This window comes from Arthrobacter sorbitolis, assembly GCF_054510995.1.
The window spans coordinates 65,933-86,801 of sequence record NZ_JBTNDM010000003.1; the positions used below are offsets into that span (position 1 = coordinate 65,933).

Sequence of the window (20,869 nt, forward strand, 5' to 3'; positions counted from 1 at the left end):
GCGGTCCTCTTGCTTCGACGGTAGAAGCCCGCCTAGGATTTTCGGAAGATACTAAGTCTACTTATTTAGAAGTTGCGGAATCTTGCGAAAGAGCTTGCATGAATGAAGGTAAGCATGCTTAGCTTCAGTGATAAGTCCAGCACGAGATGCCGGACCATCGCATCGAGAACACGATGGACCGTCCGCTTTAACGGCAATATCAACGTTAGGAAGACCATGACTACGCAGAATTGGCCGAAGGATCCCCTGGTTCCCTCCACGACCGGCAACGAGTCGTCCACCTCGAACCTCGGAGCCACCGAGCTCGGCACCACGGGAACCACCGGCGGCACCTCCGGCTCGGGCGACTCCAAGAAGTCCGTCGCCAAGGATCAGGCCAAGCAGGTCGGCCAGGACGGCAAGGAAGCAGCGAAGAACGTCGCGGGCACCGCGGCATCGGAAGCGAAGACCGTGGCCGCCGAAGCCGGCACGCAGGCCAAGAACCTGCTCGGCACCGTGACCTCCGAGGTCAAGAGCCAGGCCGGCACGCAGCAGCAGAAGCTCACCGAGGGCATCCGGAGCATCTCGGACGAGCTCAAGTCGATGGCCGAGAAGTCCGACAACCACATGGTCTCCAGCCTCGTACAGCAGGCATCCCAGCGCACCGGGACCGCTGCCGGTTGGCTCGAGGGCCGCGACGCCTCCGACATCCTCGAGGACGTCAAGGCCTTCGCCCGCCGGAAGCCCGGCACCTTCCTCGCCATCGCCGCAGGCTCGGGCCTCGTCGTCGGCCGCCTCACCCGCGGTCTGACCGGCAACCCCTCCTCGGGGAACGCCTCGGGCGGTCAGGGCCTCGCCTCGACCGGCACCTCGACGGGCACCTACGCCGGGTACACCGAAGTCGGCTCCGACGCCTACAGCGGCACCCCCGCCTCCGCCGGCTTCGGCGAGTCGCGTGGGCAGCATGTCGCCCCGTCCAGCCCTGCCTTCGTCGACCCGACGGACGACTACCCCACCATCCCGCCGGGAACCCCTCCCGTGGGCACCCTGCCGAATGACGGGAGCCTTCGCTGATGACTGAGGCATACACGGGCGGCGCCCACCAGGCCGCCGCACCCCTGCCGACGGAGGCCGAGCAACGCTCCGCCAACGCCTCGGTGGGCGAGCTCCTCGGGGAGGTGACGAAGGACCTCTCCAAGCTCATGCGCCAGGAGGTGGCCCTGGCGAAGGCCGAGGCCACCGAATCGGCGAAGGACGCCGGAAAGGGTGCCGGCATGTTCGCCGGTGCCGCCGTCGGCGGCCACTTCGTACTCCTCTTCCTGTCCCTCGCGCTCATGTGGGGTCTCGGCGCCCTCATGCCTCTGGGATGGGCCGCCGTCATCGTGGCCGTCCTCTGGGGCATCATCGCCGCGGTACTGGCCTCCCGGGGCAAGAAGGAAATGAAGAAGGTCAAGGGTCTCCCGCTGACAGCGGAGACCGTCAAAGAGATCCCGCCGACACTGAAACCAGGTGAGCAGACACGATGAGCCAGACGCCAGATGAGATCCGCGCAGACATCGAGCGCACCCGCCAGGAGCTGGGAACCGACGTCGACGCCGTCGCGGACAAGGTCAACCCGGCCAACATCGCGCATCGCCAGACCGAGAAGGTCAAGCACAGCTTCAGCAATGTGAAGGAGACCGTCATGGGCAAGGCCGAGGACGTCAAGGATTCCGTGCTCGGCAAGGCCGAGGACGTGAAGGGGGCCGTCGCCGACAAGGCCGGTTCCGCGAAGGACAAGGCAGGAAGCGGCATCGGCAGCGGCCTGGGCAGCGCCCAGTCCGCCACCGGCTCCGCCAAGGACAAGGCGCACCACGCAGGCCAGGTCGTCCAGGGCGCTCCCCGCCAGCTGAGCAACAAGGCTGCGGGCAACCCGCTGGCCGCAGGGCTCATCGCCTTCGGCCTCGGCCTCCTCGTGGCCAGCGTCATCCCGGCCAGCCAGAAGGAGCAGCAGGCGGCATCGCAGCTCAAGGACCAGGTCGCCCCCCTGAAGGAGAAGGTGACCGAAGCGGCCAAGCAGGTCGTCGAGGACGTCAAGGAGCCCGTGCAGGAGGCCGTGCAGTCCGTCAAGGAGACGGCCGCGGACTCGGTGCAGACCGTGAAGGACGAAGGCCAGCACGCCGCCAGCGACGTGAAGGGCAGCGCGCAGGACGCGAAGTCGAACGTCCAGCACAGCTGATCCCCGTGCAGTGAACAGAAGGCCACCGGTTCCCGGTGGCCTTCTGTCGTTCCACCGCCCGCACTGCGGCCACCGACGGGAGGGACGTGTCCGCGCCGCCCGACCGGTCAGGCGAGGAGCGCCTCGGCCTCCGCCTGCCCGAGGACGGCCTGCCGGTACTCGATGGACAGGATCTCGAGCATGGCCTCGGCGTACTTGTCGTTGGTGCTGCCGATCGCGTCGCGTGCGTAGCTGACCCGGAAATCGTTGGCGAAGGCGTCCGCTCCCGTGTGGGCGACACAGTTGTGCGTGGACACCCCCGCGAGGACGAGCCGCTCCACGCCGCGTCTCCTCAGGCGCTCGGCCAGGTCCGTCCCGAAGAATGCGCTGTCGCGGGTCTTCGTCACGGTCTCTAGCCCGTCGACGCGCAGCCCCTCCACGACGTCCGCCTGGTGCGAACCGGCGAAGATGAAGCCCTGGTCGTCGTCGAGCATGGAGAGAGTCCAGGTCGAGCGGTCCGTCAGGTGCTCGGTGCGCGCCACGAGGACCGGCGAGCTCCCGCGGCGGGCGGCGTCGATCAGGCCGTTGCAGGCCCCGACGAGCGACTGCTGGACGCGTGCCAGCCTCTCGTCCTCGAAGAAGGCGTTCTGCATGTCGATCACCAACAGCGCCACCCCACGTCTCCCGCGCGAGCCCGAGTTCCCGTCAGAGGGCAGCGTCGTGTTCACGCACCGACCTGTCCGCCGCTCGGGTCGGGGGTCCGTCCTCCTGAAGGGCCGTCACGCCGGCGAGTGACGGCGCGAGGATGGCGGACGCAGCACGAGGGGCGGCGCCGAGAGTGCCGCGAAGTCCCCGAGGACGTCCGGTCCGAGCGGCGGGGCCTCCGCGTGGCGACGCACCTCGGCTTCCGTCATGTCGGCGGCCTGCGCGATCTGCAGGTGCGAGAAGCCGCCGGCGAGGGCGTTCCGGATCGCCTCACCGCAGGCCAGTGCGAGCCGGTCGCGCTGGAACTCGGCGTCCTCGAGATCGGCTGCGGCGATCAGGACGTCATGAATGTGTTGGGGCCGTGGTGTCGGCATGGTTGCCCTTTCAGGGGCTCTGCGAAGGGGCCTGCCAGCGGTCCGGCGGGGCTTCCACACCCGCCGCACGTGCCTGCCCGGCGGGGTTGCCCGGAGGCTGCGCAGGACGTCGTGCAGGGTGGATGCGCCTGGAACGCAGGCACAGGCTCGATTCGGGCTGTTCGGCCGGTGGCTGGACCTGTTCGTCATCATACGGAAGCGGGCGCCGGCGCAAAACCCGCGGAATCCCGGTTGCCGGCACCCCCTGAACGGCCCGGATCCGCTACCGGATCGGAGCCCGGACGCTAAGCCTGCTTCCAATTAACTACTAAGTATGCTTACTCTAGAGGCCGGTGGTTCCCAGGGCTCCGGCCCCGGCAGGACCTACAGCCGAGAATTCCCCCCTCGAAGTGAGACGACTCAGAAGGAGAAGGAAATGATTACTCAGGAACACATCGACACCCTGCTCGGCAACGGCGGCCACGTCCTCGGGTCCGACGGCGAGAAGATCGGGTCGATCGGCCAGGTCTACCTCGACGACCAGACCGGCGAGCCCAGCTGGGTCACGGCCAAGACGGGCCTCTTCGGCACCTCCGAGTCCTTCATCCCGCTGCAGGGCGCAGACGTCGCAGGCCATGACGTCCGCGTGCCCTACTCGAAGCACCAGGTGAAGGACGCGCCCCGGATCGAATCCGACGGCAACCTGAGCCCGGACGAAGAGGACCGCCTCTACCGCCACTACGAGATCGGCGGCGGCACGAGCGGCTACACCGACACCACGACGACCGGCACGACCACCGGCACCACGGGCACCGTCGGCCGCGGGGACCGCGATGTCGACATCGACACGACCTCGGGCCGCCACTCCGGCGTGACCGACACGTCGAGCACCTACTCCGACACCGATGCCAGCACGGGTCGCGGCACCGTGGGCCACGACACCTCGGGCCCCACGACGGACGACGCCATGACCCGCTCCGAGGAGCAGCTCCACGTCGGCACCGAGCGTCGTGAGGCCGGCCGTGCACGCCTGCGCAAGTACGTCGTCACCGAGAACGTCACCCAGACCGTTCCCGTCAGCCGCGAGGAAGTCCGCGTCGAGCGCGAGCCCATCACCGACGCCAACCGTGGCGACGCGTACGACGGCCCCGCCATCAGCGAGGAGGAGCACGAAGTGGTCCTCCACGCCGAGCGTCCCGTCGTCGAGAAGGAAGCCGTCCCGGTCGAGCGCGTGCGCCTCGACAAGGAGACGGTCACCGAGAACGAGACCGTCAGCGCCGACGTCCGCAAGGAAGAGATCGAGATCGAGGGCGCGGACGACACGCGTCACGGCAAGAACCTCTAAGTAGCACTGGCATGTGAGGAGGGCCCGGAGCTGCGCTCCGGGCCCTCCTCGGCTTCCGGTCCGTCCCCGTCGGGCAGGCCCGCCGCCAGGGCGTCCGGAATGCCCGGAGCAGCCACATCGCAATAATAAGCATGCTGTCTATTTCGGGTAGAGTTGTCTACAGTAAGTAGTAGGTCCACAAGGAATTCACCGCGCAAGAATCAAGGGGAAGGACATGCCATCGTGCCGGAGTTGAACGATTGGTCGACCAGCCGCCTGCTAACGACCGCGGCCCGCATCGTCGAGCACTCATGGAATGAGAAACTCCTGGGCATCGGCATCACGCACGCCGGACTGACCACACTGGGTGTACTGGAGCGCGAAGGCACCCTCACGGGCGTGCGCCTGGCGCAGCTCGTGCATGTCCAGGCACAGACCGTCGGACGCACCCTGGACCGCCTCGAGAAGCGCGGGCTCGTGACCCGGCTCCGCAACACGGCCGATCGCCGCAGTCAGCGGATCACCATCACCTCGGCGGGACTCAAGGCGCTGGAACGGGCCAAGAACATCGAGAACGAATTGATGGCCGAGGACGGCCTCGCGTCGGAGGACCTGCGGGACCGCCTCAAGACCGTGATCAACGAGCTCGGTCCGAAGAAGGACTAGTAGCCGCCACCGTCCGCGGCCATGTTGTTGAAGCGTGAGTAGTGGCCCTGGAAGCCCACCACGATGGTCTTGGTGGGCCCGTTGCGGTGCTTGGCCACGATGACGTCGGCCTCGCCCGCCCGCGCCGATTCCTTGTCGTAGACGTCGTCGCGGTGGAGCAGGATCACCATGTCGGCATCCTGCTCGATCGAACCGGACTCCCGGAGATCGGAGACCTGGGGGCGCTTGTCCGTACGTTGCTCGGACCCGCGGTTCAGCTGGGACAGGGCGACGACGGGCACGTTGAGCTCCTTGGCCAGCAGTTTGAGCGCTCGCGAGAACTCTGAGACCTCCTGCTGGCGGGACTCCACGCGCTTGCCGGAGGACATCAGCTGCAGGTAGTCCAGCACCACGAGCTTCAGGTCGTGCCGCTGCTTGAGCCGGCGGCACTTCGCCCTGATCTCCATGAGGGACATGTTCGGGCTGTCGTCGATGAAGAGGGGCGCGTCGTTCATGCGTCCCATCGTCGTGGCGATCTTGCCCCACTGCTCGTCCTTGATGGTCCCCTTGCGGAGGTCCTGCAGACCGATGGTCGCCTCCGCCGACAGCAGGCGCATGGCGATCTCGTTCCGGCCCATCTCGAGGGAGAAGAACACCGTGGCCATGTTGTGCTTGATGGCCGCGGAACGCGCCCAGTCGAGCGCGAAGGTCGACTTGCCCATGGCCGGACGCGCCGCGACGACGATCATCTGGCCACCGTGGAGCCCCTGTGTGAGCTCGTCGAGCTCGTAGAAGCCCGTGGGCACCCCTGTCATGCCCTCGCCGCGGTGTCCCGCGGACTCGATCTCGTCGACGGTCCCCTCGATGATGTCCTTCAGGGCCACGTAGTCCTCGGCCGTACGGCGTTCGGCGACCGCATAGACCTCCGCCTGCGCGGCATTGACGAGATCGTCCACCTCGCCGTCGTTCGAGTACCCGAGCTGCACGATCTTGGTCCCGGCGTCGACGAGGCGGCGGAGGACGGCGCGCTCCCGCACGATCTCGGCGTAGAAACCGGCGTTCGCAGCCGTGGGCACGGACTGGATGAGCGTGTGGAGATAGGCGGGGCCGCCGATGCGGGAGATCTCGCCACGCTTGGTCAGCTCGTCGGACACGGTGACGGCGTCGGCCGGCTCACCCCGCCCGTAGAGGTCGATGATCGCCTCGTAGATGCTCTCGTGGGCCGGGCGGTAGAAGTCGAGCCCGCGGAGCACCTCGACGCAGTCGGCGATGGCGTCCTTCGAGAGCATCATCCCCCCGAGCACCGACTGCTCCGCGACGAGGTCCTGCGGGGGCGTGCGCGAGAACTCCGGGCTACGTGTGTCCGTCGATGAATCTGCATGTGCCAGGGACACTGAAGGGCCTTTCTCCTGCTACGTAAGCGGTGTTCGCCGGAGCGGACCACCGGATGCCCGGGGTGGGTCTGACAGGTAAGGCCTATCACCCGTCACCCTCACTATTGGGAATCTCCGGCAACGGTAGTCGCCCGGCCCGGGGCGGCAAAGCGCCATCCCAACAGGGGGTGTGGGTAAGTGGAAAGATGCTGTGGATAGCGGCCCGTATCTTGTGCACAGGATGGGGACAACCCTGTGGACAGAGAAGTTTCCTCTCCTCGAAACCGACTCTGACCTGCGCAAACGTTATCCCCCGGCTGTGGATCGAAAGTATTTCTCCGACCCGTCCGTCCACAGGTGTGCTGTTGACAACTCGCCCCGTGGCAGTCCGCCAGGCGCCTTTCGGCTCGTATGCCCTCGGCGCCACATGTCTGGAGGACATGCGGCGGGTCGCAGGCAGGCCGGACGAGCCCATATGAACTCCGGGGCACTCCTCGATCCGGTCCAGCTCCCCCGAGAAGTCGCTGCGGGGCATGTCTCCCGGAGGATATGCGCGCCGAGGGATGACGGAGACTGCCGCTCCCGCACCCGTCGGCGGGCAGCACGGCGGAGGCCCTCCAACGCGAAAGCCCCCGCCGGCGGCGGGGGCTTCCTCGTGGATCCGGACCTGCCGCCGGCGCCTTGCGGCGCCGGCGTGTCACTAGCTGGCGACGACGTCCAGGTCGATGACTGCAGCGACGTCCTCGTGGAGACGGACGTTGGCCTGGTACGAGCCGACCGACTTGATGTGAGCCGGCAGCTCGACCTTGCGCTTGTCGATCTTGCCGAGACCGGCGGCCTCGACGGCCTTGGCGACGTCGTCGGCCTTGACCGTGCCGAACAGGCGGCCGGAGCCACCGGCCTTCACGGTCAGGGTGACGGGCTTGGCCGACAGTGCGGCAGCCTGGCGCTGGGCGTCCTCGAGCGATGCGTGCTCGCGGGCGGAACGGGCAGCCTTGATCGACTCGACCTGCTTCTCGCCACCCTTGCTCCACATCAGGGCGAAGCCGCGGGGCAGAAGGTAGTTACGTGCGTAACCGTTCTTCACCTCGACGACGTCGCCTGCGGCACCGAGTCCGGTGACTTCCTGGGTCAGAATGAGCTTCGACATAGTGTGTCCCTTTCCCTAGCCGCGGCCAGCGCCGGAGTACGGCAGCAGCGCGACTTCGCGGGCGTTCTTGATTGCCTGGGCGATCTTGCGCTGCTCCTGCACGGTCACGCCGGTGACGCGACGGGCGCGGATCTTTCCGCGATCGGAAATGAACTTACGCAGCAGGGCTACGTCCTTGTAGTCGATGACGGTGACGTCAGCGGCCTTCAGGGGGTTGGACTTTGGTTTGGGCTTACGGAGTTCAGCCTTAGCCATCGTGGTGCTCCTTTTACTGTTGGAGCCCGCAGAACGATTCTGCGGGATGGGAGATGCCAGTCACGTGCGTGACTGCGGCAGGGGTTCCGGGAACGGGACCCCTGCCTGGAAGTGCCTAGAAGGGCGGCTCGGAGTCGGGGCCGTTGCCCCAGCCCTGCGAGTTGCCGCCTGCGGGCGCACCCCACGGGTCGTCCGCGGGCTGCTGGGCCTGCTGGCCCCCGCCCCCGCCGCCGCCGCCGCCGCCCCAACCCGAACCTGAGTTCGAACCGCCGGAGTTGCCGCCGCCGGCGTTGCCGCCGAAGCCGCCGCCCGCGGTGGAATTCCCACCGCCGGAGCGCTGGGTCCGGGTGACCTTCGCGGACGCATAGCGCAGGGACGGACCGATCTCATCCACCTCGAGCTCCATGACGGTGCGCTTCTCGCCCTCTTTGGTGTCGTACGAACGTGACTTGAGTCGGCCCTGGGCAACCACGCGGGTTCCCTTGGTCAGGGTCTCGGCGACGTTCTCCGCAGCCTCACGCCAGACCGACGCGCGGAGGAACAGCGTTTCGCCGTCCTTCCAGTCATTGGTCTGGCGGTCGAACGTGCGAGGAGTGGACGCGATGGTGAAGTTGGCCACCGCCGACCCGGACGGCGTGAACCGCAGCTCCGGATCATTGGTGAGGTTGCCGACCACCGTGATGACTGTTTCGCCTGCCATGGTGCCTCCTTGAGTTCCTACCCGCCGGAACGGGGTGGATGGATGAGGGATCTGCCGAGACTACTCGGCGGAAACCTTCTGCTCCTCGGGGCGGATGATCTTGGTGCGCATGATCGTCTCGTTGAGGCTCAGCTGGCGGTCGAGCTCGGAAGCCACGGCCGGGGTCGCGGTGAAGTTGACGACGGCGTAGATGCCCTCGGTCTTCTTCTGGATCTCGTACGCGAGGCGCCGGCGTCCCCAGATATCCACCTTGTCCACGGTGCCGCCGCCGTTGCGGACGACATTGAGGAACTTCTCGAGTGTTGGGTCGATGGAGCGTTCCTCGACATCGGGGTCGATGATTACCATCAATTCATATGCACGCATGTGTGAACCCACCTCCTCTGGGCTAAGCGGTCGCGGTCTTTCCGCAACAGGAGGTTCTTTAGCGTTGATCCGGCCGCCGTCCGCGGTATCTACCACCGACGGGCTCTGGCACGGACGTACCAATGTTACCGGACGATCCCGCAGGGGCGAACACGTGCCTACCGGCCGCCGCGGAAGAACACGGCAGTGGCGGTCGCGAGGTACCCGGGGTCGTCGACGCCGCAGAGTTCCCGCGCGGAATGCATCGACAGCAGCGGTGTCCCGACGTCGACGGTCCGGATGCCCAGCCTCGTGGCCGTCAGCGGTCCGATCGTGGACCCGCAGGGCATGACGTTGTTCGACACGAACTCCTGGTAGGGCACGCCGGCGGTGCGGCACAGCTCTGCCCAGTAGGCGGCACCGGGTGCATCCGTGGTGTAGCGCTGGTTGGCGTTGATCTTCAGGAGCGGCCCCCCGTTGAGGACGGGCAGGTTCGCGGGGTCGTGCCGCTCCGCGTAGTTGGGGTGCACGGCGTGGCCGGCGTCGGCGGAGACGCAGAACGACGACGCCAGCGCTCGCAGGCGCTCCTCCGTGCCCGCGCCGAGACCGAGCGAGATACGCAGCAGCATGTCCTCGAGGAACGGCCCGCTCGCCCCGGACCGCGAGCCGCTGCCCACCTCCTCGTGGTCGAACGCCGCGAGGACAGCGATCGGTCCATCCGCCTGCTCGTCGGACGCCGCGGCGATGATCGCCGCGAGACCGGCATGCACCGAGGAGAGGTTGTCGAGCCGGCCCGACGCGAAGAACTCGCCCTGCGCGCCGAAGACCCGGGGCTCCTGCGTGTCGGCGACCACGACGTCGAACCCGCCCACCTCATGCGGGTCGATCCCGGCACTGCCGGCGAGGAGCCCGAGGAGATCCGCGTCCGCAGGATCCCCGAGTCCCCATACCGGGGTCATGTGGCGCTGCTTGTCGAGGGCGAGGCCGTCGTTGACCGCGCGGTCCAGGTGGATGGCCAGTTGCGGGAAGCGCAGCAGCGGTCCCGTGGCGACGAGGTGCTCGCTGCCGTCCCGCAGCGTCAGCCGGCCGGCGAGCGCGAGCTCGCGGTCGAGCCAGGAGTTCAGGAGAGGCCCGCCGTACACCTCGACGCCGGCCTGGAGCCAGCCGTACCTGCCCGTGGTGGGCCTGGGCTTGAGCTTGAAGGACGGCGAATCGGTGTGGGCGCCCAGGATGTGGAACCCGGTGGTGGGGCCGGCGCCCGACGGCACGGTCCACGCGATGAGCGCGCCGTCCCGGCGGACGAAGTACCGACCGGCCCCGCCCTCCCAGGCGTCCTGTTCCGCCAGTTCTCGGAAGCCGGCGGCGGCGAGACGACGGCCGCCCTCTGCCATGGCGTGGAAACTCGACGGCGACGCCGCGACGTAGGCGCCGAGGTCCTGGATGTGCGGTGCTGGGGTCATCCTCCGATTCAACCAGATCGGCGGAGGCGGGCCTCCGGGAACGGCACCCCCGCTTCGGTTCGACTTCGCCATTCCTTCGGTTTTCGCCGGGTCTTCGGTTTTCCTTCGAGGTTCACGTACTGGTGGGTTCAGCTTGCCCGAGCAGAGTGGGTACCAGAAGGACCGGGACCCGCTGGGGGTGCCGGAGGGCACACCACCAGGTCACAGGAAAAGGGTCTCACCATGGCACGCACCGCAACCACCGCTCGCACTGCAACCACCACTCGCTCCTCGCGCATCGGTCTGACGTCCACCTCCGGCAAGGTCCTGGCCTCCGTCGCCCTGCTCGGCGTCGCCGCCTCCGTCGCGGGCCTCGGCACGTACGGTTCCTTCACGTCCACCACCTCCGCCAGCGAGACAGTCACCGCCGGCACCGTCGACGTCCAGCTCGGCGCTGCCGGCACCGCCGCCAACCGCCTCACCGTCGCCGCGACCGGCGTCATCCCCGGCGACACCATCCAGCGCGCCGCGACCCTCACGAACGCGGGCAACCAGAACTTCGGCGGCGTCACCCTCAGCACCACCGCCGTCGGCACGCCGACCCTGCTCACCACCGACGCCCTCAACGGCCTCCAGGTCGCCGTCGACGCCTGCACCGTCCCCTGGACCGAGGCCGGCACCGCCCCCGCCTACACCTACACCTGCGCCGGCACCACCACCACGGTCCTGCCCACCCGCCCCATCATCGGCACCGACGTCGCCCTGGCGAACCTCGCCTCGATCACCACCACCAAGGCCGACAACCTCCGCGTCACCGCGACCCTGCCCACCACCGCCGGCAACACCTTCCAGGGCCTCAGCAGCACCGTCAACCTCGCCTTCACCGCCACGCAGCGCGCAGCCACCAACCGCTGACACCCGGCACCCGTCCCGGTGTCCGCCGGGACACCGGGACGCCAGGACACCGGGACACCGGGACACCGGCGAGTCACGACAGGCGCACGAGGAAGGAGGACCATGGCCCGGCACCGCACCCCGCGCAGACCGCGCCGCGTCGACTTCCTCGTCCGGGTGCTGATCGGCGTCTTGGTCCTCACCTGGCTGCCGACGGCTGCGCAGGCCGCGTTCACCAACTCGGACGCCGCTTCCGTGGCGGTCGGGACCTACACCGTTCCCGCGCCGGCAGGCATCACGGGTAACTTCAGCTGCCAGAACAACAGACTCTCCATGTCGGTGACGCTCACCGACTTCGGCGCCGTTCAGCGGGCCACGGCCTACACCGTCACGCTGACCGCGCCGAACGGGCAGGTGACGACCAACAACCTCCCGGCCGGGAACCGGGCGACCACGATCACCCGTACGTCCACGACGGTCGGCAACTACACACTGCGCGTCCGCGCGAGCGTCGGCACCTGGACCGGCCAGAACCTCGAGCGCGTCCTCACCTGCCCCTGACGGACCGGCGGCGCGGCGTCAGTGGGCCGGCCCGGGCACCACGATCCCGTTCTCGTAGGCGTACACCACGGCCTGCACGCGGTCCCGCAGGTCCAGCTTCGTGAGGATGCGCCGCACGTGCGTCTTGATCGTCGCCTCCGACAGGAAGAACAGGGCTGCGAGCTCGGCATTGGAGAGGCCCCCGGCGATCGCCTCGAGCACCTCCCGCTCCCGCGGCGTCAACTCGGCGAGCCGCCGGTCCGGGACCGCCGTCGCCGTGTGTGCCGGTGGGAGAGAGCGAACGTACGTCTCGAGCAACCGCTGGGTGACCCGTGGGGCGACCACGGCGTCTCCGCTCGCGACGATCCGCACGGCATGCACCAGCTCCTCCGGCGCCACGTCCTTCAGCAGGAACGCCGACGCACCGGCCTGCAGGCCGGAGAACGCGTACTCGTCGAGGTCGAACGTGGTGAGGATGATGATGCGTGCGCCAGAGCCGGACGCGGTGATCTGGCGGGTGGCCTCGATGCCGTCCCCGTGCGGCATGCGTACGTCCATGAGCACGACGTCGGGCCGCAGATCGGCGGCCAGACGCACCGCCTCGGCCCCTGTCGAGGCCTCGCCCGCGATCTCGAGATCCGCCTCGCCCTCGAGGATGAGCCGGAAGCCCATCCTCAGCAGGGGCTGGTCGTCAGCGAGCAGAACCCTGATGGGCGTGCCCGGTGTGCTGTGCTGCGCGGTCATCTTTCTCTTTCCCCCGTTGGGTCCCCGATCCGCCATCGGCGCCGGGGGCTGTCAGTTGCACGTCCACGATCCAGCCGCCCGAGGGGCGGGGCCCGCATTCGGCCGAGCCGGCGTAGATGGCGGCGCGTTCCCGCATGCCGGCGATCCCCTGCCCCGAGCCGAGGGACACGGCAGGGCCCATGGTGCCCCGGCCGTCGTCGGCGACGCGCAGGGAGACCGCGTCCCCGGTCCGGGCGATCGAGATGTCCACCAGAGTAACCCCCTTGCCGTAGCGGAGGACATTGGTCAGGGACTCCTGGAGGATGCGGTACACCGTCAGCTGGAAGGCCGGGTCGTCCGGCAGCCCCGGCCCGCTGGTCGTCACCCGGAGCGGCAGGCCCGCAGCGCGGAAGCCGTCGAGGAGTTGCGCGAGGGAGCTCGACGCCGGCAGCGGGGCGAGGGACTCGCTCGGGGCCTCGGCACGGAGGACACCGAGGACCCGCCGCATGTCGGCGATGGCGGTGCGGCCCGTGCCGGACAGCTCGCGCAGCACGGCGGCGGCCCGCCCCGGGTCACGCTTCATGACGACGGCGGCGCCGTCGGACAGCGCGACCATGACCGTCAGCGAATGCGCGACGACGTCGTGCATCTCGCGCGCGATCCGGTTCCGCTCCCCCGCGGACGCCAGCTCGGCGTTGCGGGAAGCCCATTCGCGCAGTTCGCTCTCGTGTTCGCGGTCCCGCCGCACGGTGACGCCGACGCCGACGGCGACGGCGAGGAACATCACGATGAAGCCGCTGAGGAGCCACAACAGGCCCGGTGTGCCGTCGAACGCGCTCGACGGAAGGAGGAACAGGGTGCTGACCGAGAAGACGATCGCAGCGGCCGCCGCGACGAGCGCGGTCCGCAGCGGGTAGATCGCGGCCACCGTGTACAGGGCGAACATGGTCGCTATGCCGCTGCTGCCCCCGCCCTCGGTCAGGACGCTGACGGGGACGTCGAGGACGGAGACGAACGCGAGGACCAGCAGCGGCCGGTCGCGGCGGAAGGCCAGCGCCGCGGAGGCGAGGACCACGCCGGGAAGACCGAGCCAGTTGTCGGAGTCGATGATCAGGAACAGCGCCCCGGGGAAGGAGAAGAGGACGAACACGAGCACGACAGCGGCGTCCATGGCCCTCGGGTGCTTACGGAAGAACCTCCGGAACGGGCCCAGGCGGCGGGCGTTCAGTTCCGTGAAGGAGACCGCGGGCGCGCGCTCCGCGGTCTCCCTCACCGGGGGGATCTCATCCAAGGGTCGGGTCCATGGGATATCGGGCCTTCCTAGACATCCCGCTTCTGGGTGACCACGAGGGACACCACGAGGAGCACGAGCGCCCACGCGCCCATCACGAGGCCGCCCTCCCACTGGGTCAGGGCGTCGCTCTCCGTCGTGATGGCGACGAGCTGGTCGCCCGCGTTCGTGGGCAGGAAGCGGGCGGCATCGGGGATCCAGTCGGCCAGTCCGGAGAGGAGGTTCACGATGATCAGGGGGACCACGAAGAACAGCGCGACGGCGGTGACGACCCCGCCGGCCGTGTTGCGCAGGAGCGTGCCGATGGCCATCGAGATGATGGCGATGAATGCGAGGTAGGTGCCCGTGTTGACGATGCTCGGGAGGACCCCGTCCGTGGCCAGGCCGAAGTCCAGGTCCCCGCCGAGGATGGGCTGCGCCACCAGGTAGGAGAGGAACGCGGATCCAGCGCCGATGACGAAGGCGATCACCGCGATGATGGCGTTCTTGGCCAGGAGGGCCGGCATGCGCTTGGGCACGGCGACCATGGTGGAGCGGATCATGCCGGTCGCCCACTCGGACGCGATCAGCACGACGGCCAGCGAGGCGATGAGCAGCTGCCCGAAGATCAGCCCCGACGAGGGGATCATCCATGCCTGCTCGGCGGCGTCGAAGCCCTCCATGCCGGGGCCGCCCGGGCCTCCCGGCGGTGCTCCGGCCGACTGGATCTCGTCCTGCGTGATCGAGATGGCCCACGACGCGAGCGCCGCGAGTCCCACCATCACGACGACGGTCGAGACGATGAGGATGACCGTCGAGGGAACGGTGGTGACCTTGATCCATTCGGACTTCAGGACCCGGCCGAAGTTCACGCCCGGCCCGGAGTCGCGGTTCTGCCGGGGCCGCTGCTGGGCGGGGGCCGGCGAGGTCGACGTTGCCATGGTCAGCGTCCTTCCAGTGGTGCCGCAGCCTGATCGGCGGTCGGCAGGTCGTGCGAGTGGTATTCGACTTCGGTCTGGGTGAGCTCCATGTAGGCATCCTCGAGCGATACCTGGAGCGGCGTGAGTTCGTACACGAGCACGCGCTCCCGCAGGGCGATCTCCGCGATGCGGCGGGGGTCGACCCCGGTGATCTCGACCAGTTCGGGTTCGAGGACCTGCGCGGTGACTCCCTCGCCGGCGAGGCTGCCGAGGAGGTCCTGCGGCCGGTCGGCCCGCACCCGGACCCGGGCCCTGCCCTGTCCGTCGATGATCGACTGGATGGGCGCGTCGGCGATGATCCGGCCGCGCCCGATCACGATGAGGTGGTCGGCGGTCAGCGCCATCTCCGACATGAGGTGCGAGGAGAGGAAGACCGTGCGGCCCTCCGCTGCGAGGCCCTTGGAGAGGTGCCGGACCCACTGCACGCCTTCCGGGTCGAGGCCGTTGACCGGCTCGTCGAGGATCACCGTGTGCGGGTCGCCGAGGAGGGCTGCGGCGATGCCGAGGCGCTGTCCCATGCCGAGGGAGAAGCCGCCGACGCGCTTCTTCGCGACGGGTCCGAGGCCGGTGAGTTCGATGACCTCCTTGACCCGGCTGTTCGGGATGCCGTGGGTGGCCGCCATGGCGCGGAGGTGGTTGTAGGCGGACCGCTTGGTGTGCACGGCCTTCGCATCGAGCAGGGCGCCCACCTCGCGCAGGGGAGCCCCGTGCTGGGCGTAGGGCCGACCGTTGACGGTGACGCGTCCGCCGCTGGGGTTGTCCAGGCCCACGATCATGCGCATGGTGGTGGACTTGCCCGCGCCGTTCGGGCCGAGGAAGCCCGTCACCTTGCCGGGCTGCACCGTGAAGGAGACGGCGTCGACGGCGGTCTTCGCGCCGTATCGCTTCGAGAGGGCCTGTGCCTCGATCATGGTGCGTCCTTCGACTGGAGGTGGGGGCCGCCCCGCTGCTGCGGGCCGGTACCACCAACAGTAGGCCTGGGGCCGGTACCGATCACCGGCCCCAGGGATGATCACGGGGGAAGGGCCCGTACCCCTTTCGGACGACGCCCTCCGGCTAGCGGCTGCTGATGAGCGTGAACTTCCGGATGCACAGGGGCACGAAGACCACCAGCATCAGGGCGGCGCCGATCAGGACGGTCAGGACCGCGTTCTGCATCGGCCAGACATCGGGAGCCGGCACCGTGCCCGTGTTGCCGAACAGCTCGCGTGCGGCCTGCACGAGGGCCGAGACCGGGTTCCAGTTGGCGAAGGTCTCGAGTGCGGCGGGCAGGTTCTGGGACTGCACGAACGCGTTCGAGATGAACGTGAGCGGGAACAGGATCATGAAGGACGCGTTGTTGATGACCTCGGGGGACTTCACGGACATGCCGAGCAGTGCCATCACCCAGCTGAAGGCGTAGGAGAACAGCAGCAGGAGGCCGAGGCCGGCGAAGAAGCTGCTCATGGACGCGTTGACCCGCCAGCCCACCGCGAATCCCGTGGCCATCATGATGACCACCGAGAGCGCATTGAGCACGAGGTCGCTGTTGGTCCGTCCGATCAGCACCGCGGAGGAGCTCATCGGCAGCGTCCTGAACCGGTCGATGATGCCGTCCTTCAGGTCCTGGGCCATCGCGGACCCGGAGAACGTGGAGCCGAAGATCACCGTCTGCGCGAAGATGCCGGCCATGAGGTACTGCGTGTAGTCGCTCCCCTCCACCTGGATGGACCCGCCGTAGATCTGGCTGAAGAGCAGCACGAACATGATCGGTTGCAGGACGGCGAAGATCAGCATGTCCGGCGAGCGCTTCAGCTTCGTCAGGTTGCGCTTGGTGACGGTCCAGCCGTCGGAGAACCACATGGACAGTTCCGACGGAGCCTCGGATGCGGGACCGCTGCGGGCCCGGGACCGTGAGTTCTCGGGCTGCCGGCCCTCGGGTGCCAGGACACTCATGCCGCCGTCTCCTTCTGTGGTGCCGTCTCCTCGGTCCTGTGGCCGGTGAGTTTGAGGAAGACATCGTCGAGGCTCGGTCGCCTCATGCCGGCGTCGTGCAGGTCGATGCCGCCCTCGCCGAGATCCGACAGGATGTACTGCAGGGCGCGGGGCCCGTCCGTGACCGCGACCTCCACGGTGCGGCCGTCACCGCCGACGCCCGGCTCGCCGTCGCCGTGGCGCCCGAGGATCTCGCGGGCATGCGGCGCGTCGGCGGAGTCCACGAGCGACACGACGACGCGGTGCCCGCCGATCTGGGCCTTCAGCTCGTCGGAGGTCCCTTCGGCGATGGTCCTGCCGCCGTCGATCACCGCGATGTCGTCGGAGAGCTGGTCCGCTTCCTCGAGGTACTGGGTGGTCAGGAGCAGGGTGGTGCCGTCATTGACGAGGTCCTTGATGATCCCCCAGAGCGCGAGGCGGCTCCTGGGGTCCAGCCCGGTGGTCGGCTCGTCCAGGAAGAGGATCTTGGGGTTGATGACCAGTGCGCCGGCGAGGTCGATCCGGCGCCGCATGCCGCCGGAGAAGCCCTTGACGGGGCGGTTGCCGGCTTCCGTCAGCTCGAACTGGTCGATGAGCTGCTGCGCCCGGCGCTTCGCCTCACGGGCACCCAGGTGGTAGAGCCTGCCCACCATCTCGAGGTTCTCGAACCCGGTGAGTCCTTCGTCGACGGCCGCGTACTGGCCGGAGACGCCGATGATGCGCCGTGCGGCCTTCGGGTCCCGCAGCACGTCGATGCCGTCGATGTGCGCGGTGCCGGCGGTCGGCTGGATGAGGGTCGTCAGGATCTTGACCACTGTGGTCTTGCCTGCGCCGTTGGGCCCGAGGAGGGCCTTGACTGTTCCCTGGGGAACGGAGAGATTCATGCCGTCGAGCGCGTGGACGGGTCCACTCTTCGACGAATAGGTCTTCTTCAGACCTTCTGCCTCGATGATCGCCATTCCAACAGGGTAGGACCGACGGTGCGGGGAACCTAGGGGAGTCGGTCAGATCCTGTCCGCAATGGGTCGGCGGTCTCCATCGGCCGTTCCCGGGCGGCCGGCGCCACGAGGAAGGAGGCGAGGACGGCGACCCCGACGGCCAGCAGTGCGTTGCGGATGCCCACCGCGTCGCCGAGGAATCCGATGAGGGGCGGGCCCGCGAGGAAGGCCGTGTAGCCGATGGTGGCGACGACCGAGACGCGCGCGGCGGCATGGTCGGGATCGTCTGCCGCGGCCGACATGCCCATGGGGAAGCCGAGCGCCGCGCCGGCACCCCACAGGATCGCTCCGACGGCGGCGAGCGGCACGTCCGGTGCGGCGACGAAGAGCGCGAGGCCCGCGAGGGAGGACCCGAGGCTGGCCTGCAGGACGCGGACGCGGCCGAACCGGTCGATCAGGGGACCGCCCAGGAAGCGCAGCGTCGTCATCGCCGCCACGAACACCGCGAACATGATGGCGCCGGTGCTCTCCGAGGTGCCCAGTCCGTCGACGCTCGCCTTCGCCACCCAGTCGTTGGCGGCACCCTCGGTGAGGGCGGCGCCCAGCACCACCAGACCGATCAGCAGGGTGCGGGGTTCACCCCACGCCCCGAGCCGCCGCCCCGGCCCGCCTTCGGGGCCGCCCTCGGAGGCGCCGTCGGGAGCCCTGTCCGCCGCCGTCGTCTCGGGCAGGAAATGGCGGGGCGTCCACAGGGAGACAACGAGGCTGAGGACGGCCACGGCGACGAGGTGCGCCGAGAGGGACACGCCGACGGCCGACAGTCCCGCGCCGATGAGGGCGCCCACGAACGCGCCGCCGCTGAACGCCGCGTGGAAGCGTGGCATGATCGTCCGCCCGACGAGCCGCTCGACGTCGGCGCCCTCGATGTTCTGCCCGACGTCCCACAGGGCGACACCGCAGCCGAAGAGGAACAGCCCGACGGCGACCACCGGCACGGAGACGGTGGTCAGGCCCAGCGCGACGCAGGTCGCGGCCACGGCGGCGGCGGTCCCGCCGATCCGCACGGTGTTGCCGGTGCCCAGGCGTGCCGCGATGATCCCCGCGAGGGGGAGGGACAGCACCGAGCCGACGGCGCCCACGAGCAGGAGGCCGCCGATCTGACCGGCCCCGAGTCCCAGCGTGTCCGAGGCGGCGGGGATGCGGGCGGCCCAGCTCGCGAAGACGAGACCGTTCAGCCCGAAGATGGCGTAGGTGGCGATCATGGCGGCGCGGACGGCGGGGTTCACCCTGCCACCGTAGGCGGCGGCCGCCGTGCACCACAATCGGGACACCTCGGGACGCCACAGGGTTGTCCACAATTTGTGGACAACCCTGTGGACGAGGCTGTGGAGGAGGAGCGGCGGAGCGCGGCTCAGCGCGCCCTGACCACCCTGCTCTCGTCCCAGACGGGCTCCTTCGTCTCGTACACCTTGCCGTCGGACCCGAAGACGAGGAACCGGTCGAAGCTGCGCGCGAACCAGCGGTCGTGCGTCACGGCCATGACCGTCCCCTCGAACGCGCCGATGGCCCGTTCGAGCGCCTCCGCCGAATGCAGGTCGAGGTTGTCGGTGGGCTCGTCGAGCAGCAGGAGGGTGGCGCCGGAGAGTTCCAGGAGCAGGATCTGCAGCCGTGCCTGCTGCCCGCCGGACAGGGAGTCGTAAACCTGTTCGGCCTGTGGCGCCAGGCCGTAGCGGTCGAGGACCGCGGACGCGGCCTCACGGCCCAGCCCCGACCGGTGCTCGTCGCCGCGGTGGAGGATGTCCACAAGGGTGCGGCCGAGGAGGTCGGGTCGTGAATGCGTCTGCGCGAAGAACCCGGGCCGGATGCGCGCGCCGAGCTTCACACTGCCCTCGTGCGGCACCTCGGCGATGTCCACCTCGGACACCGGCAGGTGCTCCTTGTCCGGGTCGGATCCGCCTGCGGCGAGCAGCCTCAGGAAGTGGGACTTGCCGGACCCGTTCGAACCCAGGACGCCCACGCGGTCCCCGAACCAGATCTCGGTGCTGAAGGGCTTCATCAGTCCGGTCAGTCCGAGCTTCTGCGCGACGACGGCGCGCTTGGCGGTCCGCCCGCCCTGCAGGCGCATGGTCACCTTCTGTTCGAGGGGGATCGCCTCGGGCGGCCCGGCCTCGAGGAACTTCGCGAGGCGCGTCTGCGCGGCGTGGTACCTGTTGGCCATGTCGGAGCGGAACGCGGCCTTGTTCTTGTACATGTTGACGAGTTCCTTGAGCTTGATGTGCTCCTCGTCCCAGCGCTTGCGCAGTTCCTCGAACCGCGCGTTCCGGTCCTCACGTGCCTTCAGGTACGTCTCGAACCCCCCGCCGTGGGTCCAGGACGACGCCCCGAGCACCCCGGGCTCGAGGGTGACGATGCGCGTGGCCGCATTGGCGAGCAGCTCGCGGTCGTGGCTGACGAAGAGCACGGACTTCTTCGACTCGCGCAGCTTCGCCTCCAGCCAGCGCTTGCCGGGGACGTCGAGGTAGTTGTCCGGCTCGTCGAGGAGCAGGAACTCGTCGGGGCCGGAGAACAGGGCCTCGAGCACGAGCCGTTTCTGCTCCCCGCCCGAGAGCGACGACGCCGCCCGGTACTGCGCACGGTCGAAGGGGACGCCGAGGGCCGCCATGGTGACCTCGTCCCACGTGGTCTCCAGTTCGTAGCCGCCGGCGTCGCCCCAGTCGGCGATGGCCTGGGCGTACTTCATCTGCGTGGGCTCGTCGTCGGCCTCCATCATGGCGAGTTCGGCGTCGTCGATCCGTCGTGCGGCCGCGGAGAGCGCAGGCGGCGCGGCGGACACCAGCAGGTCCCGGACGGTCGTGTCGTCGCGCACCTGGCCGACGAACTGCCGCATGATGCCCATGGACCCGGAGCGGCTCACCACTCCCTCGTCCGGTGCGAGGTCTCCGGAGATGATGCGCAGGAGGGTGGTCTTGCCGGTGCCGTTCGGTCCGATCAGGGCCGTCTTGTGGCCGTCGCCGACCTTGAAGGCCACGCCGTTGAGCAGTTGCCTGCCGTCGGAGAGGAAGTAGTCGATACCGGAGACGTCGAGGTGGGCCACGCATCCAGTCTT

Annotated in this window: 23 protein-coding genes; 7 read left to right on the plus strand and 16 right to left on the minus strand. The window is 68.8% G+C overall.

Features of this window, described 5'->3' with window-relative positions; translation table 11 throughout:
* Nucleotides 1-216: 216 nt before the first annotated feature.
* Genes ACX80K_RS08740 through ACX80K_RS08750 form a run of 3 tightly spaced genes read left to right on the plus strand, consistent with a single transcriptional unit; the run spans nt 217 to nt 2,197 of the window.
* A complete protein-coding gene (locus ACX80K_RS08740) occupies nt 217-1,053 on the plus strand; it encodes a hypothetical protein (RefSeq protein ID WP_459271478.1) in 837 nt (278 codons plus the stop codon).
* Nucleotides 1,053-1,505: a phage holin family protein gene (locus ACX80K_RS08745; protein ID WP_104181574.1), complete on the plus strand. Its 453-nt coding sequence runs from the start codon at nt 1,053-1,055 to the stop codon at nt 1,503-1,505. Before ACX80K_RS08740 ends, ACX80K_RS08745 begins: the two co-directional genes overlap by 1 nt.
* Entirely contained in the window at nt 1,502-2,197 is a 696-nt protein-coding gene (locus tag ACX80K_RS08750) for a DUF3618 domain-containing protein (RefSeq protein ID WP_459271479.1), read from the plus strand. The genes ACX80K_RS08745 and ACX80K_RS08750 overlap by 4 nt, the downstream gene beginning before the upstream one ends.
* Nucleotides 2,198-2,304: 107 nt before the next feature.
* Here the strand turns inward: ACX80K_RS08750 and ACX80K_RS08755 are convergent, their stop codons facing one another.
* Together ACX80K_RS08755 and ACX80K_RS08760 are read right to left on the minus strand one after the other, a co-directional pair.
* The gene (locus ACX80K_RS08755; protein WP_459271480.1) at nt 2,305-2,850 is read right to left on the minus strand and encodes a cysteine hydrolase family protein; all 546 of its coding nucleotides are present in this window, start codon (nt 2,848-2,850) and stop codon (nt 2,305-2,307) included.
* Nucleotides 2,851-2,955: 105 nt separating this feature from the next.
* Nucleotides 2,956-3,255, minus strand: coding sequence for a hypothetical protein (locus ACX80K_RS08760; RefSeq protein WP_459271481.1), 300 nt, complete (start codon nt 3,253-3,255; stop codon nt 2,956-2,958).
* Nucleotides 3,256-3,670: 415 nt separating this feature from the next.
* Between ACX80K_RS08760 and ACX80K_RS08765 the strand changes: the two genes are divergently transcribed.
* Nucleotides 3,671-4,579: a DUF2382 domain-containing protein gene (locus ACX80K_RS08765; RefSeq protein WP_459271482.1), complete on the plus strand. Its 909-nt coding sequence runs from the start codon at nt 3,671-3,673 to the stop codon at nt 4,577-4,579.
* Between the two features lie 222 nt (nt 4,580-4,801).
* Nucleotides 4,802-5,224 carry a MarR family winged helix-turn-helix transcriptional regulator gene (locus ACX80K_RS08770; RefSeq protein ID WP_258062610.1) on the plus strand — a complete coding sequence of 141 codons (423 nt, stop codon included), beginning with the start codon at nt 4,802-4,804 and terminating at the stop codon, nt 5,222-5,224.
* Here ACX80K_RS08770 and dnaB read toward each other — a convergent pair.
* The 6 genes from dnaB to ACX80K_RS08800 form a co-directional block, all read right to left on the minus strand.
* Entirely contained in the window at nt 5,221-6,597 is a 1,377-nt protein-coding gene (dnaB, locus tag ACX80K_RS08775) for a replicative DNA helicase (RefSeq protein ID WP_104181570.1), read from the minus strand. The two genes, ACX80K_RS08770 and dnaB, sit on opposite strands and share 4 nt — an antisense overlap.
* Before the next feature lie 679 nt (nt 6,598-7,276).
* Complete coding sequence (rplI, locus tag ACX80K_RS08780; protein ID WP_043442543.1) at nt 7,277-7,726, minus strand: 50S ribosomal protein L9; 450 nt, start codon at nt 7,724-7,726, stop codon at nt 7,277-7,279.
* Between the two features lie 15 nt (nt 7,727-7,741).
* On the minus strand, nt 7,742-7,981 hold the full coding sequence (gene rpsR, locus ACX80K_RS08785) for a 30S ribosomal protein S18 (RefSeq protein ID WP_005273147.1): 240 nt from the start codon (nt 7,979-7,981) through the stop codon (nt 7,742-7,744).
* A 115-nt stretch (nt 7,982-8,096) separates the two neighbouring features.
* Complete coding sequence (locus ACX80K_RS08790; RefSeq protein WP_459271483.1) at nt 8,097-8,681, minus strand: single-stranded DNA-binding protein; 585 nt, start codon at nt 8,679-8,681, stop codon at nt 8,097-8,099.
* Between the two features lie 60 nt (nt 8,682-8,741).
* Nucleotides 8,742-9,047: a 30S ribosomal protein S6 gene (gene rpsF / locus ACX80K_RS08795; protein ID WP_043442549.1), complete on the minus strand. Its 306-nt coding sequence runs from the start codon at nt 9,045-9,047 to the stop codon at nt 8,742-8,744.
* A gap of 158 nt (nt 9,048-9,205) precedes the next feature.
* On the minus strand, nt 9,206-10,486 hold the full coding sequence (locus ACX80K_RS08800) for a M18 family aminopeptidase (RefSeq protein ID WP_459271484.1): 1,281 nt from the start codon (nt 10,484-10,486) through the stop codon (nt 9,206-9,208).
* A 222-nt stretch (nt 10,487-10,708) separates the two neighbouring features.
* Here ACX80K_RS08800 and ACX80K_RS08805 point away from each other — a divergent pair, with 222 nt between their 5' ends.
* The gene (locus tag ACX80K_RS08805) at nt 10,709-11,380 is read left to right on the plus strand and encodes a TasA family protein (protein ID WP_459271485.1); all 672 of its coding nucleotides are present in this window, start codon (nt 10,709-10,711) and stop codon (nt 11,378-11,380) included.
* Nucleotides 11,381-11,482: 102 nt separating this feature from the next.
* Nucleotides 11,483-11,920 (plus strand): hypothetical protein, encoded by a 438-nt coding sequence (locus ACX80K_RS08810; protein ID WP_459271486.1) that lies wholly within the window; start codon nt 11,483-11,485, stop codon nt 11,918-11,920.
* A gap of 18 nt (nt 11,921-11,938) precedes the next feature.
* Here ACX80K_RS08810 and ACX80K_RS08815 read toward each other — a convergent pair whose 3' ends face one another.
* From ACX80K_RS08815 to ACX80K_RS08850, 8 genes are all read right to left on the minus strand, one after another.
* Nucleotides 11,939-12,643: a response regulator gene (locus ACX80K_RS08815; RefSeq protein WP_459271487.1), complete on the minus strand. Its 705-nt coding sequence runs from the start codon at nt 12,641-12,643 to the stop codon at nt 11,939-11,941.
* Nucleotides 12,591-13,913: a sensor histidine kinase gene (locus ACX80K_RS08820; protein ID WP_459271488.1), complete on the minus strand. Its 1,323-nt coding sequence runs from the start codon at nt 13,911-13,913 to the stop codon at nt 12,591-12,593. Before ACX80K_RS08820 ends, ACX80K_RS08815 begins: the two co-directional genes overlap by 53 nt.
* 29 nt (nt 13,914-13,942) lie before the next feature.
* On the minus strand, nt 13,943-14,833 hold the full coding sequence (locus ACX80K_RS08825) for an ABC-2 transporter permease (protein WP_459271489.1): 891 nt from the start codon (nt 14,831-14,833) through the stop codon (nt 13,943-13,945).
* Between the two features lie 2 nt (nt 14,834-14,835).
* Nucleotides 14,836-15,783: an ABC transporter ATP-binding protein gene (locus ACX80K_RS08830; protein ID WP_459271490.1), complete on the minus strand. Its 948-nt coding sequence runs from the start codon at nt 15,781-15,783 to the stop codon at nt 14,836-14,838.
* Nucleotides 15,784-15,928: 145 nt separating this feature from the next.
* Nucleotides 15,929-16,714, minus strand: a complete 786-nt coding sequence (locus tag ACX80K_RS08835; protein WP_459271725.1) for an ABC transporter permease — start codon at nt 16,712-16,714, stop codon at nt 15,929-15,931.
* A gap of 89 nt (nt 16,715-16,803) precedes the next feature.
* Nucleotides 16,804-17,784 (minus strand): ATP-binding cassette domain-containing protein, encoded by a 981-nt coding sequence (locus ACX80K_RS08840; RefSeq protein WP_459271491.1) that lies wholly within the window; start codon nt 17,782-17,784, stop codon nt 16,804-16,806.
* A gap of 32 nt (nt 17,785-17,816) precedes the next feature.
* Nucleotides 17,817-19,109 carry an MFS transporter gene (locus ACX80K_RS08845; RefSeq protein WP_459271726.1) on the minus strand — a complete coding sequence of 431 codons (1,293 nt, stop codon included), beginning with the start codon at nt 19,107-19,109 and terminating at the stop codon, nt 17,817-17,819.
* Nucleotides 19,110-19,174: 65 nt separating this feature from the next.
* Complete coding sequence (locus ACX80K_RS08850) at nt 19,175-20,857, minus strand: ABC-F family ATP-binding cassette domain-containing protein (RefSeq protein ID WP_459271493.1); 1,683 nt, start codon at nt 20,855-20,857, stop codon at nt 19,175-19,177.
* Between the last annotated feature and the right edge of the window lie 12 nt (nt 20,858-20,869).

Excerpts from the sequence above, each read along its gene's own strand:
- ACX80K_RS08840 (WP_459271491.1), bottom strand. The coding sequence starts at position 17,784 with ATGGCGATCATCGAGGCAGAAGGTCTGAAGAAGACCTATTCGTCGAAG.
- ACX80K_RS08790 (WP_459271483.1), bottom strand. The coding sequence starts at position 8,681 with ATGGCAGGCGAAACAGTCATCACGGTGGTCGGCAACCTCACCAATGAT.
- ACX80K_RS08765 (WP_459271482.1), top strand. The coding sequence starts at position 3,671 with ATGATTACTCAGGAACACATCGACACCCTGCTCGGCAACGGCGGCCAC.
- ACX80K_RS08750 (WP_459271479.1), top strand. The coding sequence starts at position 1,502 with ATGAGCCAGACGCCAGATGAGATCCGCGCAGACATCGAGCGCACCCGC.
- ACX80K_RS08745 (WP_104181574.1), top strand. The coding sequence starts at position 1,053 with ATGACTGAGGCATACACGGGCGGCGCCCACCAGGCCGCCGCACCCCTG.
- ACX80K_RS08760 (WP_459271481.1), bottom strand. The coding sequence starts at position 3,255 with ATGCCGACACCACGGCCCCAACACATTCATGACGTCCTGATCGCCGCA.
- ACX80K_RS08810 (WP_459271486.1), top strand. The coding sequence starts at position 11,483 with ATGGCCCGGCACCGCACCCCGCGCAGACCGCGCCGCGTCGACTTCCTC.
- ACX80K_RS08815 (WP_459271487.1), bottom strand. The coding sequence starts at position 12,643 with ATGACCGCGCAGCACAGCACACCGGGCACGCCCATCAGGGTTCTGCTC.
- ACX80K_RS08805 (WP_459271485.1), top strand. The coding sequence starts at position 10,709 with ATGGCACGCACCGCAACCACCGCTCGCACTGCAACCACCACTCGCTCC.
- ACX80K_RS08825 (WP_459271489.1), bottom strand. The coding sequence starts at position 14,833 with ATGGCAACGTCGACCTCGCCGGCCCCCGCCCAGCAGCGGCCCCGGCAG.
- rpsR (WP_005273147.1), bottom strand. The coding sequence starts at position 7,981 with ATGGCTAAGGCTGAACTCCGTAAGCCCAAACCAAAGTCCAACCCCCTG.
- rplI (WP_043442543.1), bottom strand. The coding sequence starts at position 7,726 with ATGTCGAAGCTCATTCTGACCCAGGAAGTCACCGGACTCGGTGCCGCA.
- ACX80K_RS08830 (WP_459271490.1), bottom strand. The coding sequence starts at position 15,783 with ATGATCGAGGCACAGGCCCTCTCGAAGCGATACGGCGCGAAGACCGCC.
- ACX80K_RS08835 (WP_459271725.1), bottom strand. The coding sequence starts at position 16,714 with ATGTGGTTCTCCGACGGCTGGACCGTCACCAAGCGCAACCTGACGAAG.
- ACX80K_RS08800 (WP_459271484.1), bottom strand. The coding sequence starts at position 10,486 with ATGACCCCAGCACCGCACATCCAGGACCTCGGCGCCTACGTCGCGGCG.
- ACX80K_RS08740 (WP_459271478.1), top strand. The coding sequence starts at position 217 with ATGACTACGCAGAATTGGCCGAAGGATCCCCTGGTTCCCTCCACGACC.
- rpsF (WP_043442549.1), bottom strand. The coding sequence starts at position 9,047 with ATGCGTGCATATGAATTGATGGTAATCATCGACCCCGATGTCGAGGAA.